Below are 15806 nucleotides of genomic sequence, written 5' to 3'. Positions count from 1 at the left end.
GCTCAATATCAGTCCAAATGCGATCTGCCAAGCAAACGTCAACAGGCTCTGGGCAAATCGTTTAAAATCCTGCCGCGGGCTCATTTCGCCGCGTTCAATGTTGAATAAGGTACTCGATTGTGGCGCAGTCCAAACCATCCGGTGAAATAGAAGTTCATGGCACAGCCGCCGCGTGGGGGCGACGCCTGCTTGCGTTTGTGTATGAGATCTTGTTACTGGCCGCGGTGCTGCTGATTGCCGAAGGCATTTTTCAAGGCATTGCGCAGTTGCTGCTGGGTATAAGTCCGGAGCAGTTATCCAGCCTGGGTTTGGCGCGCATACTCAATGCAGTATGGATTTTGCTGGTGTGCTTTGCCTATTTTGGCTGGAGCTGGACGCGTGGCCAGACGCTGGCCATGATGACTTGGCGCATGCGCATTGCGCCGCTGGCCGATCAGCTAAGCTGGCGCAAGGCGGCGATCCGTTTTGCTGTGGCCACTCTTTTTTACGCCCCCTTGCTGCCATTGTGGATACTGGCCATTTATCATCCAAACGCCAAAATCTGGGCGTGGCTTGGTACCATCTGGTTTTTCCTGCCGTGGGTCTTGGCGTGGTTTGATGCTGACAAGCAGTTGCTGCAAGATCGAATTGCCAAAACCCGCATCGTCAATAGCCCGAAGAAAAAATGATAAAAGCCGCGCAAATGCGGCTTTTTTTGTAGGTCGGGTGAGCGTAGCGTTACCCGACTATGCTTGCTCCGCTCAAAGTCGCATCTGCTTAATAAAATGCGCTAGCCTGCTGGCGCAGGCGATACACCGGCCGTTTCGCCGGCCACACGAGTCAGGGGCAGTCTTGCCTTGCCCCTGACAGCCATTTTTAAAGCGGCGCGTCTCCACGGGCAATTCGTACTAATCGGCGACAGCGTAAATTGTAGGGTCGGCTTTAGCCGACCAAAACCCAATTCACAATGGTTGGCTAAAGCAGCCCTTGTAGGGGTATATCGACGTAGCGCAGTCTGGAGTTAAAGCTTAGAGCAACACCATGGCATGTATAGTCCTCAATCGTCGGTTTGCACGAACTCCCCTGCATCAGCGCCGAGCGAGGAACAAGCGGCAAGGGAATTCGGCGGGCTCTGTTTTGTTAAAGCCCGCCGCCTTGCCGATTGTCCGCAGCGAGGGAACGGGCGTAGCCCGCGCAGATGCCGGGGGCGCCTTTCTTTGGCTTATCTTTTCTTTGGCGAAGCAAAGAAAAGTAAGTGCCGCGGCGCATAGCCGCCAATGACGCTTGAATGTAGATGCAAGCAAAGAAGAGCCGCAGAGCGTCTCTCGTGATTTTGCTTGTACGATTACGCTATGCTAATCGTACCTACGGCACTAAAGAAATTGACTTTCAGGATAACACCGCTGTCGGTTATATATGGTAATCGTTGGCTGTGGTGCATAGCTGCCAGTACCTGTTATTAGAATATTGCAGATAAAACCTGCAAATATTCCAATTTCATTATTAATTGGTATGTGGTGTAATGCCTACGGCGATTACGCCAATGATGCGGTCATTCTGTTGTTCTGCCAGATAGTAGTGCGAACGTAGCGGCCAATCCCGCCGGATCGCGGGCGGCTACCGATGGCATTTTATCGCCTAAAGCCGGATTCGGTGTCATCAGCCATATTGATGCTTTGGCAGGCGAGCCAAGTGCTTGCACTGCGGCGGGGAAAAGGAGCTTTACTGGGTCGGGCTGTGGTGGGACCGTCGCTGGCTCGGTTTTTCTGCTTGGAGTAGGTGCTTCGCGTAAGCTTGTGTTGAGCGGAGGCATAATGTCCTCAATCGTCGAGCCTAACCATGCCCCCGGCTCAGGTGTAGCGCCAAATCTCGGCAAAGTGCGTGGCACAAAGCCCAATAATTCGGTTGGCACTTCACCGATGCAATACCATTTTTCCTCATAGCCATCCCAATTGGCGCCGTGCAACTTGGCAATACCGCGCATCGCGTAGGGTACGTTTAAAAATATTTTACTCATTAGTTAATACCTAGAAAGATTATCAACCGACTTGGCCGTGCGCTCCCTACATCGTGAGTTCTGCAGCAGTATCCCTAGCAACACTCCCGACCAACAAACAATAATTAGCCAATCACCCCAAATTTGATACGGCGTCGTGCCGCTGCGATGGGTGATTTCGCCTTCAAGTACGCCGCGTTGCTCAGCGGGTAGGGCAGCGATCAGTTGGCCTTTGTGGCCGATAATCGCCGTTTTGCCGGTATTGGTGGCGCGGATCAGGTAGCGGCCATTTTCCAGTGCACGGGCGCGTGCCATTTCGGCGTGTTGCTCGGCGGCCCAGGAGCCGTCAAACCAGCCCATATTGGTCAGATTAACCAAGAGCGTGGCATTGACGGCATTGCGGCGGATTTCATTGCCAAAAGCGTCTTCATAGCAAATATTGGCGGCGATCTTGCCACCCGCCATGCTGAACGGCGCTTGCACCGCTTCGCCGCGCGACAAGCCCATCAGCGGCATTTGCAAAAACTGATAAATCGGGCCAAAAATTTGCGGCGCAGGGATGTATTCGCCAAATGGCACCAGATGGTATTTGGCGTAAGAATTTTGCCGTGGGTTGGCGACATCGACTGCCGCATTAAATGAGCGCTGGCCATCGTCGCTGCTGGTGGCCACGCCCAGAATCATTGCGGCGTTTTTCTCGCGCATGATCTGGCGCAAATCGTCCAGATACCACGGCGGAATATTGTCCAGCATCGACGGAATGGCCGTTTCGGGAAAGACGATCAATTGCCCCTGCGCACGGCGCGCCAGATCCATATAGTTGCCCAGGCTATCGACAAAAATATCCGGGTTCCATTTGATTGATTGCGGGATATTGCCTTGCAGCAGGCTCACTTGCACCGGCGCGCCCTGCGGCTGGGTCCAGTCGATTTGATTGAGTAGCGAGCTGCTACTGATCAGTGCAAAGGCCAGCCCCAAGCCAAGCCGCTTTTCGTATACAAACGCACCAACAGCCAGACACAGCAAAAAGCCGACCCCATAGCTGCCGATAATGGGGTAGAACCCGCCCATCGTCGCCAGCTGCGAGCTGCCAACTGAGCCCCAAGGAAAACCGGTAAAAATCCAGCCGCGAATCCATTCAAAAATCACAAACAGCGTGGGTGCAAGGACGGCGTAACGCAGCGCCTCAAGGCGCGGTGTGCTGGCGGTAAACAGCTTGCGCGTGAAGAAGGCCGCCAGCATTGGAAACAGAGCCAGAAAAACGGCAAAGCCCAGCGTGCTGCCCGCCGCCATCCATACAGGCATACCACCATGGGTATGCAGGCTGATGTAAACCCAGCTGGCGTTTGCACAGAAATACCCCATGCCCCAGGCAAAGCCATTAAGCGCAGCCCAGCGAGCGCTGGCCGCCTGCTGAATACCAAACAGAAACACCCACAGGCACACGGGCATCAGCCAGAATTGCGACACAGGCGCAAAAGCCAGTACGCTGATAGCTCCGGCGATGGTCTGAAGTAGGATTTGCTGGGGGCGGGTGAGGGTCATGTGGCTGCGCTTTGCCAGCAAATGCCAGCGTGAAAACAGGCTGTTCTGGCGTATGGGAAAATTCGCGCCAGATCCAGCCTGTCAGTTTATATCGTCAAGATGACTATTCGATCTCGTGCCGTTCCAGATGCTCGTCAATCTGCACTGAATGCACACGGCGGCTGTCTGCGCGCAAAACGAGGAAGTGATAGCCGTCGATCACGATTTCTTCGCCGCGTTTGGGGACGCAACCAAAAGCCAGTGTCACCAGGCCAGCGACGGTATCGACTTCCTTGTCGCTAAACTGGCTGCGGCTGTCGAAGTGCTCGCTCAGTGCCTCGTTCAGGTCGGCGATCCGGGTTTCGCCTTTGACGCGCAGATTGCCACGGCGATCAGGAATGATCTGGTCTTCATCGTCGTCTTCGTCAAATTCGTCTTCAATGTCGCCGACAATCTGTTCGATCACGTCTTCAATCGTCACCAAGCCCGCCACGCCGCCGTATTCATCGACCACAATCGCCATGTGGTTGCGATTATTGCGAAAATCCTTGAGTAGCACGTTCAAGCGTTTGGCTTCGGGGATATACACGACGGGGCGGAGCATGTCGCGGACATTAAATTCAACATCTTCGGCGTAGTAGCGCAGCAGATCTTTCGCCAGCAAAATGCCGACCACGCTGTCTTTGCTACCATCGATCACCGGAAAGCGCGAGTGCGCAGTGGCGATCACACGGGGGATAAATTCGGCGGGCGTGTCGTTGATGTCGATGACGTCCATTTGCGAGCGCGGCACCATGACATCGCGCACCTGCATATCGCCGACGTTCAGCACACCTTCGATCATGCCCAGCGCGTCGGCGTCGAGCAGGTGGCGCTCGAAAGCCGAGTGCATGATTTCAACCAGTTCGCCGCGGTTTTCCGGCTCCCGTAACAGGAAATGGGTGAGTCGCTCAAGCCAATTTTGCTTGGGACTCGGGGACGGTACATCGTCCATAGTGGTCGTGCTTCCTTTAAATTGAAAAAAACCTGGGTGATTAAGAGCTCGTGCAAAAGTTTTATGGCAAGGCGTCGAAGCCGCAGACAGTACATCTAGTACGACAAGGCGAGACAACGACGCAAGAAAACTTGTGCTTAACTAACTTATTTTTCCGCCAAGTACGGATCATCATAACCCAAAGACATGACAATTTGCGTTTCTAAGCTTTCCATTGTCTCGGCTTCATCGTCTTCAATATGGTCAAAGCCTTGCATGTGCAAAGTGCCATGCACGACCATATGGCAGTAATGTGCCAGTAGCGGTTTGTTTTGCACTTGCGCTTCACGCTCGATCACCGCGCCGCAAAAAACCAGATCGCCCAACAGCGGCATGCCGTCGATTTGCGGCATATCGTCGTTAAAAGTAAAAGTCAGTACGTTAGTGGCGTAGTCTTTCTGGCGATATTCGCGGTTCAGCGTCTGGCCCTCGGGGGTGTCCACAAAGCGTAAGGTAATTTGCGCCATTTCCACCTGTGCGCCCAGCGCTGCGCGCACCCACTCTTTCAGCAGTTTTTTGCGTGGGATGGGGCTAAGGGTGCTTTGGTTTTGAATGCTGATTTCGATATTCTTGGACATAAATGGCTTGTGTGTAATGGCTTAGGATTTCTTTTCGGCGCGCAGGCGCTTTAACTCGGTGCTCAACCAATTTTTGGCTGGCTGTTCGGCCGTTTTCGGGCATTGCACGGTATAGGGCTTGCCGGTGAGATAGCTTTTGCTCGCTACTTCGTTGACGAAATCTTCGCTGCTGCTGATTTTGTTTTTCGCCTTGCCGTATTTCATGCCCAGATGCTCTTGCGCTTCTTTGGCGCTATAGTTTGTTCCGCTGCGAATAAACGTGCATTGCGATTTGCCAACAAAATTCAATAATTGCTGCACTTCGGCGTCGGCTTGCGGCGTGATGGCCTGCACGGGTAGAGCGCAGATCAGCAATAGTCCGGGCAGGGTTGTTTTCTGCATGCTTATTCCTTTTTCAGCGCCAGTTCACGCTCAGCTTCTTGGCGCGCTTTGCGTGCAGCCGCTTCTTCGTCGCGTTTTTTGGTCGCTTTCTCATACGCATTGACGATTTTCTGCACCAGCGGGTGGCGCACGACGTCGTCACTGGTGAAGTGATGAATGCCGATGCCGCGCACGCCTTGCAAGACTTCTTGCGCGTCGACCAGACCGGATTTCATATGTTTGGGCAAATCGACCTGCGTCGGGTCGCCCGTGATCACGGCCTTGCTGCCAAAACCGATCCGCGTCAAAAACATCTTCATCTGCTCGGGCGTGCTGTTTTGCGCTTCGTCCAGAATGATAAAGCTGTGGTTCAGCGTACGGCCGCGCATAAAGGCCAGCGGTGCAATTTCGATAATGCCTTTCTCGAACAGCCGCGTCACATGGTCAAAGCCGAGCAAGTCGTACAGCGCGTCGTACAGCGGGCGCAGGTAAGGATCGACCTTTTGCGTTAAATCGCCGGGCAAGAAGCCGAGCTTTTCACCCGCTTCCACCGCAGGGCGTACCAAGATCAAACGCTTGACGGTATCGCGCTCTAGCGCATCTACCGCGCTGGCTACAGCCAGATACGTCTTACCCGTACCGGCTGGCCCGATACCGAAAGTAATATCGTTGTCTTGAATTTGTTTCAAATAAACATTCTGCCCCGGCGTGCGGCCGCGCAAGTCAGCGCGACGCGTGCGCAGCACTGGCGTATCGACATCGGATTGCGCTTCTTCTGGACCACGGATGATTTCGATCAGGCCAAGCTGAATATCATCAACTTCCAGCTCTTTGCGCACCGCTTCGTTGTAAAAATATTCCAGCGCATCAAGCGCTTGATTGACGACCTTGGTGCGGCCAGCGACTTTGAAATGCTCGTTACGGCGTGAAATTGTCACGTCGAGCGCGTTTTCAATTTGCTTGAGGTTTTCATCCAGAGGCCCGCACAGATTGGCAAGGCGGGCGTTATCGATTGGAGTAAAAGATAGGGTATCAGTGTGCAAGGCTTATTCCATAAATTATGGCGGGATATACCCGCCATTTAATCTTAGTCTTCCAGAATCACCAGCTCACCGCCTAGCGTATGCGGGAACACTTTGGTGATCCGCACATTGACCATTTGATTGATCAGGCGCGGGTTGCCGGGGAAGTTGACGATGCGGTTGTTATCAGTGCGGCCAGCCAGCTCTTTGCTGTCTTTTTTCGAGATTTTTTCGACGATCACGCGTTGAACAGTGCCGAGCATTTCCTGATTGATCTCGCTGGCGAATTCTTCAATTCGCGCTTGCAAGCGTTTCAGGCGCGCCAATTTCACTTCTTCTGGCACATCGTCGCCCAAATCGGCGGCTGGCGTGCCCGGGCGGCGGCTGTAAACAAAGCTAAAGCTGGCGTCAAAGCGCACGTCTTCGATCAGTTTCATTGTGCGCTCGAAATCGTCCTCGGTTTCGCCGGGGAAGCCGACGATAAAGTCGCTCGACATGCAAATATCAGGGCGCGCTTCGCGTAATTTGCGGATCAGCGATTTGTATTCCAGCGTGGTGTAGCCGCGCTTCATATTCACCAGTACGCGGTCGGAACCGGCTTGTACGGGCAAGTGCAAATGCGATACCAATTTCGGCAGATTTTTGTAGCAATCGATAATGCGTTGCGTCATTTCTTTTGGATGGCTGGTCGTGAAACGCATGCGCTCAATGCCCGGAATTTCGTGCACGTATTCAAGCAGCGTTGCAAAATCAGCGATTTCGCCGTCTTCCATCTTGCCACGGTACGCGTTCACGTTTTGGCCGAGCAAGTGGATTTCCTTGATGCCTTGCTGCGCCAAGTTCGCTACTTCAACCAGTACGTCGTCAAACGGGCGTGATACTTCTTCGCCGCGCGTGTACGGTACGACGCAGAATGAACAGTATTTTGAGCAGCCTTCCATAATCGACACAAAGGCCGAGCCGCCTTCGACACGCGCCGGTGGCATGTGGTCGAATTTTTCGATTTCTGGGAAAGAAATATCGACTTGCGATACGCCTGTTTTGCGCTTTTCTGCAATCAGCTCAGGCAAGCGGTGCAAGGTTTGCGGGCCAAATACAATGTCGACGTACGGTGCGCGTTTCACAATCGTGTCGCCTTCTTGCGAAGCAACACAACCGCCGACGCCGATGACGATGTTTGGGTTGGCGTTTTTCAATTCCTTGATACGGCCTAAGTCAGAAAATACTTTTTCCTGTGCTTTTTCACGCACGCTACAGGTGTTGAATAAAATTACGTCGGCTTCTTCAACATTGTCGGTGCGGCTCAAGCCTTCCGATGCGTGTAATACATCGACCATTTTGTCCGAGTCGTACTCGTTCATCTGGCAGCCAAAGGTCTTGATAAATACTTTCTTACTCATAAATTCACGTCTTTTCTGAAATGCAAATAGGGCTGCGAAGGCAGGATAAGGTTTAGCGACACACTTTCCTGCTCATTGGGTTACATCTTTTCTTTTAAAAGCTAATGGGTTTGCGCGGCAAACGAAAAATCGAATGCATAGGGGGGTATGCCTATGCAGATAAAATCTAGTAATAGCTACAGAGGTATACCTATTGTTGATTGGCTTTGAGCTCGCGTTCTTGTTTTTCGCGGATCGCCAATTGTTGGGCTTCTAGTTCATTCACCACCCACACACGCCAGATATAACCGGTATTCGGTTCGGCCTGCACCCAGACTTTGCTATTGCGCGGTAATTGCGCGATAAATCCGGGCATCAACAAGGTGTTTTTCAGTCCGCGAACCTGCATCGCAGGCGCCGTGGTATAGACTTTGCCGCTCAGTTTCATTTGTCCTGGCTGATAGGCTTCTAATTCAAGCAAATTTCCGTTTGGAAAAGTGCGAGCCGCAAAACTACTGGCCGAAATACTAAGAAGCAAAGAAAACAACAACTTGCGCATGCGCTCGTCTCCTGTAAGAGGGGCTAATGGTATCAAGACCCGCACATAATTGAAAGAAAAAATCGAAGAGGGGTTGACAGTACATAATCGGCCTACTATCATGCTGCTTCTCTTGGCTATGTAGCTCAGTTGGTTAGAGCACAGCACTCATAATGCTGGGGTCACAGGTTCGAGTCCCGTCATAGCCACCAAATACCATTCTCAGGGTTTCCCAGAGAATACCTAAAGCCCCGTAAATCCTAGGATTGCGGGGCTTTTTGTTTCCGCAGCAGTTCGCCATAGTACCAACAAAGCCAGCAATCATTGTTGGTATATTTGTTGGTATCAAATCCCGATACCAACAATCCAGAATAGACACTGAAAACGGTCATTGCTGGTGCTGAAATAGCCTAGCTGGAAACTGCGCCCCCAAGGGGCTGGGCAGGGGAACGGCCGCGCTGCATTTGGAAGGGGCGTCCATTCCATTAACAAAGCCGTGCAAAGTGAAGCGCAAATCCTGCACGATATTGAACAGCGGGTGGGTCAGCTGCACCAGCTGGCTGAATTTTGCTATTGGCAACGGCTCAGACAATGCAGCAATCTGGCTTTGCCCAGCCACCCGGCACAGGCTTGCCATCGCCCCCGTGGCGGCTCGGGCTGGGGCGAGCTACTGAGCTCTGCCACTCTGTAAGCCTGGTCTGCCTCCTGTCAGTTAGCAAGGCAAGGCCCAGTGCCGTGGGCTAATACGGGGTAATGGATTCGGCTGTAAGAATCCGCGAACTCGACAGGGGCAGATCATGCGCGGGATGTCTTTAATCAATTTGTGTTGCTTTGTGCTGCTGGTTTTTGTGCTGATGACCATGGCGCAGGGCGAAACGGCAAAACCGGCGGCCGCGGCCAGTAAAGCGCCCTGGCCACAGAGCGTTGGCGTCAGTGTGTCCAGCCTGGCCAATCCGTTTTTTGTTGCTTTGACGCGCGGTGCGCATGAGCGCGCGCGCCAGCAAAACCCGGCGGTGAAATGGATAGTCCGGGCGGCTGAATATAGTGTGGCCAACCAGCAGGCGCAGATTCAGGAGCTGATCAAACTCAAAGTGGATGTCATTTTGTTATCCGCTTCGTCCGAGCATGCGCTGGAAAAAGTGCTGCTGCAGGCGCGCAAGCAGGGCATTGTGGTGATTGGCGTGGATGTCCGTGCTACCGGCGCGCAGCAAACGGTGCTGACCGACAATTTTGCGGCAGGCCAGCTGGTGTGTGACTATCTGGCGCGCCGGATCAATGGCAAGGGCAGGGTGGTGATTCAGAATGGTCCGCAAGTGTCGTCGGTAATCGACCGCGTTGCGGGCTGCAAGCAGGCCTGGCTCAATTATCCGAAAATCCAGTTGCTGTCGGACAAGGAAAATGGCGATGGCTCGGTCTGGGGCGGCCACACGGCCATGCAGGCGGCGATCAGCCGGTATGGTGAACTTGATGCGGTCTTCACAATTAACGACAGGCAGGCACTGGGCTCGGTACAAGCCTTGCAAAAAGCCGGACATCACAAAACCCGGATTGGCTCGGTTGATGGCTCGCATGCCGTGGTGCAGGCCATTGCGGGTGATTCGCCCATCGTGGTCACTGCCAGCCAGTCACCCAGAATGATAGGCCAGCACGCCATCGAGATGGCGCTTGCCCTGCATCAGGGCGGGGCGGCAGAACCGGAGCTGCTGTTGCTGGGCACTACACTGGTGACGCGTGACAACGCGAGCACTTTTGAGGCCTGGGACGCTTCGGCAACGAAGGAGTAATCTATCAAGTTGGCAGGCCATCAGGCCTGCGCATACAGCTGTTCAACCTCTGGCAGAGTGGGCGGTCTTGCGCCCGCATGCTGGCAGGCGGCAGCGCCGCTGGCGATGGAAAACAGCAGGTGTTCGCGCGTGGTACGCGCTGGGGCGTTGAGCATGCTGTAAATCAGTCCGCCGATCGAAGCATCGCCTGCCCCTACCGTATCGACCACCTTCACCTGCATCGCTGCCGCGCTAAAGTGGTCCTGCCCAGCATACAGGCTGGCACCGTCGCCGCCTCGGGTGTAGAGGATGGCGGCAGCCGGGTTCCAGCTGCGCAGGGTGTCGAGTGCTCCGGCCAGATCAGTGGTGCGAAACAGCCCGGCCAGATCTTCATCGGACACCTTGATCACATCGGCCAGCTGGCTCATGGTGCGCAAGGTGGTGTCGTAATGCTCGTCCATCAGTATGCGGAAATTGGGGTCGTAGCTGATTTTAACGCCCCGCGATTTGAGTTCGTGTGCCAGCTCGATCAGGTGCTGGGCCAGCGGCTGGCGCGCCAGGCTGATGCCGCCAAAATGTACCCACTGCACCGCCTGTTGCCAGCCGGTGGGTAGCTGGTGCCGGTCAAAATGCAGATCGGCCGAGTTGTCCCCGACAAAGAAATACTGCGGCGGGTGGGTTGAATGCACCATGGCCAGCAGCGGTGAGTAATTCAGCCGCTGCAAAAAGCGCAGATCCAGCCCGGCAGCCGCGCTGGCTGCATGTAGATCATCGCCAAAGCAATCCTGGCTCACTGCGCCAGCAAAAGCGCTGCTTTGCCCCAGGCTGGCCAGCACGCGGGCGACATTCCAGGTTGACCCACCCACTTTGCCAAGCCAGTGTTCGCTATCCTGGCGGATCATATCGGTCAGTGCTTCACCAGCGGCAACAAAGCTGGGAAATGCGCTTGAGGTCTTGCTCATGGTGGCACCTAGTAGTCGAGTTTTAAAAACAAATCGCGATCAGGCGCAAAATTGGCATACAGCGGCAATAAAGCGCCGCCCAGCGCACGCGCGTCCGAGCCGATGACGCCTGCCAGCAGTTGCGGCTCGCTCACGCCTTCCCAGTTGAACGTTTGCATCGCTGCCACTACCCGGCCGATCAGCTCGTTTTGTAGCTGGCGGGAAAAGCAGCCGTCCAGAATCACGCCTTCCAGATCCAGCAGGCAGGCCGTGTTTAACAAGGCCAGTGCAATGGCTGGTGCCGCTTCGGCCAGCCAGGCATCGGTGTGTGGCCTGTATGGATCACTCATGCTGCGCTCATCGCTGGTGGCCTTGCCATCGAGCCCGGCGGCGAGATAGCGGTTTTCCAGCTGATAGAGCGAGGCAATATTGAGCAGTTGCGTGCCGTTTCTGCCCTGGCTGGCCATACCCAGTGGCAGCGAGCCCAAAGCCCCGGCGTTGCCGTGTTGACCGATACGCAGGTGGCTATCGAGCACCAGACCGCCACCAATAAAAGTGTCGACAAAAATATAGACAAAATTGCGGATATCACGCCCGCGTCCGGCAACCAGCTCGGCGACGCAGGCCGCCGAGGTATCCTTGATTGATTGCACGGGCAAGCCCGCCATGGCGGCGATTTCATCTTCCAGCGCAAAGCTGGCCCAGCGTTCGACGATATTGGCGTCCAGCCCCAGCAATTGCTGCCAGCCGCCCATATTCAGCGGCGCGGCCACGCCGATACCCTGAATGCGATCCCAGTGTGCATCGGGTAGACGGGCTCTGATCTTCTTCAGGCTGTCGGCAATATGTGCCAGCACTTGTTCGGGCGAGGCAAAGTCGTACTGCAGATCCCAGCGTTCGCGCACGGCACCGGTAAAATCGACCAGCAGTACATCCAGACTGCGGCGGCCGATTTTGACGCCGATGGCAAAAGCCCCGTCGGGGTTCAGCGCCAGCGGTACCGATGGCTGGCCCACCTTGCCGCGTTGCGGCGTTTCCTTGATCAGCAGTTCATCGTCGAGCAGACGCTTGGTGATCATTGAAATCGACTGCGCAGTCAGGCGGGTCAGGCGGGCGATTTCAGCGCCCGGCAGGCGGCCATTGAGGCGGATGGCCTGCAAGACCACCCGCTCATTGTATTGCCGCATCCCGCCCTGTGAAGAGCCGCGCGGCTTGAGCTTCGCGGTTTTGCTGGCGGGTTCTGCTGTACGCTTATCCGGCGAGCGGTTCACTGATAACCCCTTTTTTCAGAATGAAATTGCCGTAGGGTTGCAACTCGCTGGTCAGGATAATGGCGTAAGCCTGCTTGACCCGCTCGTAAAAGGCAAAACGCTCCACTGCGGCAACCTGCGATTCTAACGCATGGCCTTGTGCGGCCAAATCGCTAATCACATGTCTTTGCAGCGCGCTGCGCCAGCCATCAGGCTGATGGCTGACTTGCATATAGGCCACCGGCTGTGTCACATCCTGATCGAGTGGAAATAGGCTGACGACGGCTTCCACCGCACGTGCAACACCAACACCGGCCAGATGCAGTAGCGGCTTGCCTGCCCCCAGCGAGGCGGCGGTGAAATTGGCGTCGGCAATGACGATTTCATCGCCATGCCCCATTTCGGCCAGTACCTTGAGTAAGTCAGGGGTGAGAATCGGATCTATCCCTTTGAGCATGACGATATCCTTGATTAATTGGCAAGCCAGTGGGCGGGAATGTCTTCGGGTTTCATCGCGCCGGTCATCACCGCCACGGCGTCACTCATCGTAATGGCCTTGGGGTTCAGAATCGCGGCACGACGCCCCAGCCGGGCGACGTGAATCCGGTCGGCAATCTCGAATACATGCGGCATATTGTGGCTGATCAGCACCACCGGCAGGCCGCGATCACGCACATTGCGGATCAATTCAAGCACCATATTGCCTTCCTTGACGCCCAGCGCCGCAGTCGGCTCGTCCATGATGACCACATGGCGGGCAAAAGCAGCAGCACGTGCGACGGCCACGCCCTGACGCTGACCACCCGATAGTGTCTCCACAGCCTGGCTCATCGAGCGAATGCCGATTTTCAGCTCCTGCATATAGGCAATGCTGTCTTTGAGCATGCGCTTTTTATCCAGCGCGCCAAACCAGTGGCCCAGCAGATTGTCGCGGCGGATTTCGCGACCCAAGAAAAGATTTTCGGCGATGGTCATCGCTGGCGCGACGGCCAGATCCTGATACACCGTTTCAATCCCGGCGCGCCGCGCGTCAATCGGGCTTTTGAATTGCACAGCTTGGCCATCGAGCAGGATTTCGCCACTATCGGGCTCGATCGCCCCGGACAAAGCCTTGATCAGCGATGATTTGCCTGCGCCATTGTCGCCAATCACGGCCATGATTTCGCCAGCACGCAGCTCGAAATCGGCGCCATCCAGCGCGGTCACCTGGCCATAGCGTTTGACGATGCCCTTGGCTTGCAGCACCAGTGGGCGGGCATCTTGTGTCAGGCTGTGCGGATTTGCTTCCAGTTCGGTCATGGGGCTCATATTAGCGGCCTCCTTTGCGGGACAGTTGGTCAGTGGCGACGGCCAGAATAACCAGAATGCCGGTGATGAGTATCTGGTATACCGATGAAACGCCCATCAGCGTTAGGCCATTGCGAAATACCCCCACAATCATCGCACCGATCAGCGAGCCGATAATGATGCCTCGACCACCAAACAGGCTGGTGCCGCCCAGTACCACAGCCGTAATCGCGTCCAGATTCTCGGTCTGACCTGCGTTCGGGTCGCCTACGCCGGTACGTGAAACAGACAGCAGCGCAGCAATGCCGTAGCACAAACCAGCCAGCACATACACCATCAGCAACACACGGTGCGTCGGGATGCCGGTCAGGCGGGTGGCTTCCGGATTATTGCCGACGGCATAAATATGGCGCCCGGACGCCGTGTCGCGTAGCCACAGCCATGACAGAGCATACATCGCCAGCATCAGCACCGTGCCATAGGCGATCTGCGTCTGGCCAAGGCTGAAGGTATTACCCAGCAAGGTCATGCCGGCTGGCAGATCGGTAATGGTTTGCGATTGCGAATACAGCTGCGTCAGCGCAAAGGCAATATTCATCGTGCCCAGCGTGACAATAAAAGACGGCAGCTTGACCCGGGTGACCAGCAGGCCGTTGATCAGGCCAAAACCGGCGGTGACGGCAAAGCCAATCCCGATGGCAATCACCGGATGCAGGCCGTAATCCTGTGCCACCTTGGTCATCACGACGCCACCGAGCGCCATCACCATGCCGCAGGACAAATCAATGCCTGCAGTCAGAATAATCAGCGTCTGGCCAATCGCGATCAGGCCGACGACCATCACTTGTTGCAAAATCAGGGAAAAATTCGCGCCCGTGAGAAACTGCTCACTTTGGAACGAAAAGAAACCGCAGGCGATCAGCAGGGCCATAAACGGGCCCAAGCTGCCAATCGACGGTAATTGCTCTTTCCAGCTCGGCATAACACCGCTCCTTGCTACTGTTTGATTCCGGCGAACTGAGCCCTAAGGCCCAGCTCATCTTGGCGGGTGATAGGGCGGTTTATTTATTGCCCCAGCACAGATCCAGCCCGGTTTTGGTGTCTTTGCTGTCAACGCCTGTCACTGGCTTGGCGGCAATCAGCGTCACGCCGGTATCGGTGTAGCCTGAGGGTTTCTTGCCGGTTTTGGCGTACTCAACGCCAGCAGCGACGCCCATGGCCGCCATACGCAGCGGGTATTGCTGCGACGTAGCGGCGATTTTGCCGCCTACGACGTCTTTAATGCCCTGGCAGCCACCGTCCACCGACACCACCAGCACGCCTTTTTCCTTGCCGGCTTTTTTCAAGGCATTAAACGCGCCAGCCGCCGCAGGCTCGTTGATCGTGTACACCAGATTGATGTCCGGGTTTTTCTGCAAACAGTTTTCCATTGCCGTCTGGCCTTTGGCCTGATCGCCAAAGCTGTCGGCCATGCAGACCACTTCAGCAGGTTTGGCCAGCTCATTGCTCTTGGCATCGAGTGATTTCAAGCCAAACCCGGCAAGAAAACCGTTATGGCGCTGGGCGCCGACCGGATGGCCGGGGAACAAGTCCAGTGTAGCGATTTTGGCTGGTTTGCCCGCCATGCTGGCTTTGGCGTAATTGCCGATCAGCACACCTGCCTTGTAGTTGTCGGTGGCAAACAGTGCGTCGGTGGCATTCGCTGGCTCGGTCGGGCTATCGAGGGCAATCACCAGTACGCCTTTTTCGCGGGCTTTTTTAATGCTCGGTACGATGGCTTTGGAGTCGCTTGGTGTAATCAGAATGGTTTTCGCGCCTGCCGCAATCATGTTCTCGATGGCCGTGACCTGACCGGCATTGTCGCCGTCGGTGCGCCCGGCAGCAGACAATAGCTTGGCCCCTTTGGCCTTGGCTTCGGCGCTGGCGCCTTCCTTCATTTTGACAAAGAAGGGATTGGTTTCGGTTTTGGTGATCAGGCCGATAATCGGTTCGGCAGAGAAAGCGGGCAGGGCAATCGCGGTAGCGAGGGTGGCAATGGCAAGATGGATGCGGCTTTGTTGCATGATACTTCTCCTGAAATGGGTTCCTGTGTCGAGTGTGTTGCGATCAGATTGTTTGTGCTTTTATATAAATCAATCTGATTTATGAAAAGATTA

Annotated in this window: 17 protein-coding genes and 1 tRNA gene; 4 read left to right on the top strand and 14 right to left on the bottom strand. The window is 55.2% G+C overall.

Features of this window, described 5'->3' with window-relative positions:
- Positions 1-119: 119 nt before the first annotated feature.
- Positions 120-668 carry an RDD family protein gene (locus FLS37_RS01965; protein ID WP_157314250.1) on the top strand — a complete coding sequence of 183 codons (549 nt, stop codon included), beginning with the start codon at positions 120-122 and terminating at the stop codon, positions 666-668.
- Positions 669-1531: 863 nt separating this feature from the next.
- On the opposite strand, the gene FLS37_RS01960 is transcribed toward FLS37_RS01965, so the two are convergent.
- The 8 genes from FLS37_RS01960 to FLS37_RS01925 form a co-directional block, all read right to left on the bottom strand.
- Positions 1532-1996, bottom strand: coding sequence for a DUF5710 domain-containing protein (locus FLS37_RS01960; protein WP_157314249.1), 465 nt, complete (start codon positions 1994-1996; stop codon positions 1532-1534).
- 3 nt (positions 1997-1999) lie between these two features.
- Entirely contained in the window at positions 2000-3520 is a 1521-nt protein-coding gene (lnt, locus tag FLS37_RS01955) for an apolipoprotein N-acyltransferase (protein ID WP_157314248.1), read from the bottom strand.
- A 103-nt stretch (positions 3521-3623) separates the two neighbouring features.
- Positions 3624-4493, bottom strand: a complete 870-nt coding sequence (locus FLS37_RS01950; RefSeq protein ID WP_157314247.1) for an HlyC/CorC family transporter — start codon at positions 4491-4493, stop codon at positions 3624-3626.
- A 146-nt stretch (positions 4494-4639) separates the two neighbouring features.
- A complete protein-coding gene (gene ybeY, locus FLS37_RS01945; protein WP_157314246.1) occupies positions 4640-5110 on the bottom strand; it encodes an rRNA maturation RNase YbeY in 471 nt (156 codons plus the stop codon).
- A gap of 21 nt (positions 5111-5131) precedes the next feature.
- Complete coding sequence (locus FLS37_RS01940) at positions 5132-5491, bottom strand: DUF5329 domain-containing protein (protein WP_157314245.1); 360 nt, start codon at positions 5489-5491, stop codon at positions 5132-5134.
- 2 nt (positions 5492-5493) lie between these two features.
- Positions 5494-6513, bottom strand: coding sequence for a PhoH family protein (locus tag FLS37_RS01935; protein WP_157314244.1), 1020 nt, complete (start codon positions 6511-6513; stop codon positions 5494-5496).
- A gap of 44 nt (positions 6514-6557) precedes the next feature.
- Positions 6558-7892, bottom strand: a complete 1335-nt coding sequence (gene miaB / locus FLS37_RS01930) for a tRNA (N6-isopentenyl adenosine(37)-C2)-methylthiotransferase MiaB (protein WP_157314243.1) — start codon at positions 7890-7892, stop codon at positions 6558-6560.
- A gap of 190 nt (positions 7893-8082) precedes the next feature.
- The gene (locus tag FLS37_RS01925; RefSeq protein WP_157314242.1) at positions 8083-8430 is read right to left on the bottom strand and encodes a hypothetical protein; all 348 of its coding nucleotides are present in this window, start codon (positions 8428-8430) and stop codon (positions 8083-8085) included.
- 114 nt (positions 8431-8544) lie between these two features.
- On the opposite strand from FLS37_RS01925, the gene FLS37_RS01920 reads away from it, so the two are divergent.
- From FLS37_RS01920 to FLS37_RS01910, 3 genes are all read left to right on the top strand, one after another.
- A tRNA-Met gene (locus tag FLS37_RS01920) sits at positions 8545-8621 on the top strand.
- Positions 8622-8905: 284 nt separating this feature from the next.
- Entirely contained in the window at positions 8906-9100 is a 195-nt protein-coding gene (locus tag FLS37_RS01915) for a hypothetical protein (RefSeq protein WP_157314241.1), read from the top strand.
- A 106-nt stretch (positions 9101-9206) separates the two neighbouring features.
- Positions 9207-10193: a substrate-binding domain-containing protein gene (locus tag FLS37_RS01910; protein WP_157314240.1), complete on the top strand. Its 987-nt coding sequence runs from the start codon at positions 9207-9209 to the stop codon at positions 10191-10193.
- Positions 10194-10213: 20 nt separating this feature from the next.
- Here FLS37_RS01910 and FLS37_RS01905 read toward each other — a convergent pair whose 3' ends face one another.
- The 6 genes from FLS37_RS01905 to FLS37_RS01880 all read right to left on the bottom strand — a co-directional run bounded on the left by FLS37_RS01905 (position 10214) and on the right by FLS37_RS01880 (position 15713).
- Positions 10214-11134, bottom strand: coding sequence for a carbohydrate kinase (locus FLS37_RS01905; protein WP_157314239.1), 921 nt, complete (start codon positions 11132-11134; stop codon positions 10214-10216).
- A gap of 8 nt (positions 11135-11142) precedes the next feature.
- On the bottom strand, positions 11143-12384 hold the full coding sequence (locus tag FLS37_RS01900) for an ROK family transcriptional regulator (RefSeq protein WP_198314451.1): 1242 nt from the start codon (positions 12382-12384) through the stop codon (positions 11143-11145).
- A complete protein-coding gene (locus FLS37_RS01895; protein WP_157314238.1) occupies positions 12365-12820 on the bottom strand; it encodes an RbsD/FucU family protein in 456 nt (151 codons plus the stop codon). The genes FLS37_RS01900 and FLS37_RS01895 overlap by 20 nt, the downstream gene beginning before the upstream one ends.
- Before the next feature lie 14 nt (positions 12821-12834).
- The gene (locus FLS37_RS01890; protein WP_157314237.1) at positions 12835-13671 is read right to left on the bottom strand and encodes an ATP-binding cassette domain-containing protein; all 837 of its coding nucleotides are present in this window, start codon (positions 13669-13671) and stop codon (positions 12835-12837) included.
- A 1-nt stretch (position 13672) separates the two neighbouring features.
- Positions 13673-14632, bottom strand: a complete 960-nt coding sequence (locus tag FLS37_RS01885; protein ID WP_157314236.1) for an ABC transporter permease — start codon at positions 14630-14632, stop codon at positions 13673-13675.
- A 79-nt stretch (positions 14633-14711) separates the two neighbouring features.
- The gene (locus FLS37_RS01880; protein ID WP_157314235.1) at positions 14712-15713 is read right to left on the bottom strand and encodes a sugar ABC transporter substrate-binding protein; all 1002 of its coding nucleotides are present in this window, start codon (positions 15711-15713) and stop codon (positions 14712-14714) included.
- Positions 15714-15806 lie beyond the last annotated feature (93 nt).

Origin of the sequence: Chitinibacter sp. GC72, assembly GCF_009760905.1 — a bacterium.
Taxonomy (GTDB): Bacteria; Pseudomonadota; Gammaproteobacteria; order Burkholderiales; family Chitinibacteraceae; genus Chitinibacter.
This window is presented reverse-complemented; position numbering and strand designations above follow the sequence as displayed.

Bases quoted from the DNA above. Each gene is read 5' to 3' on its own strand.
- FLS37_RS01910 (WP_157314240.1), top strand. From the start codon at position 9,207: ATGCGCGGGATGTCTTTAATCAATTTGTGTTGCTTTGTGCTGCTGGTT.
- FLS37_RS01905 (WP_157314239.1), bottom strand. From the start codon at position 11,134: ATGAGCAAGACCTCAAGCGCATTTCCCAGCTTTGTTGCCGCTGGTGAA.
- FLS37_RS01940 (WP_157314245.1), bottom strand. From the start codon at position 5,491: ATGCAGAAAACAACCCTGCCCGGACTATTGCTGATCTGCGCTCTACCC.
- FLS37_RS01925 (WP_157314242.1), bottom strand. From the start codon at position 8,430: ATGCGCAAGTTGTTGTTTTCTTTGCTTCTTAGTATTTCGGCCAGTAGT.
- FLS37_RS01950 (WP_157314247.1), bottom strand. From the start codon at position 4,493: ATGGACGATGTACCGTCCCCGAGTCCCAAGCAAAATTGGCTTGAGCGA.
- FLS37_RS01895 (WP_157314238.1), bottom strand. From the start codon at position 12,820: ATGCTCAAAGGGATAGATCCGATTCTCACCCCTGACTTACTCAAGGTA.
- FLS37_RS01880 (WP_157314235.1), bottom strand. From the start codon at position 15,713: ATGCAACAAAGCCGCATCCATCTTGCCATTGCCACCCTCGCTACCGCG.
- miaB (WP_157314243.1), bottom strand. From the start codon at position 7,892: ATGAGTAAGAAAGTATTTATCAAGACCTTTGGCTGCCAGATGAACGAG.
- FLS37_RS01960 (WP_157314249.1), bottom strand. From the start codon at position 1,996: ATGAGTAAAATATTTTTAAACGTACCCTACGCGATGCGCGGTATTGCC.
- FLS37_RS01885 (WP_157314236.1), bottom strand. From the start codon at position 14,632: ATGCCGAGCTGGAAAGAGCAATTACCGTCGATTGGCAGCTTGGGCCCG.
- ybeY (WP_157314246.1), bottom strand. From the start codon at position 5,110: ATGTCCAAGAATATCGAAATCAGCATTCAAAACCAAAGCACCCTTAGC.
- lnt (WP_157314248.1), bottom strand. From the start codon at position 3,520: ATGACCCTCACCCGCCCCCAGCAAATCCTACTTCAGACCATCGCCGGA.
- FLS37_RS01890 (WP_157314237.1), bottom strand. From the start codon at position 13,671: ATGAGCCCCATGACCGAACTGGAAGCAAATCCGCACAGCCTGACACAA.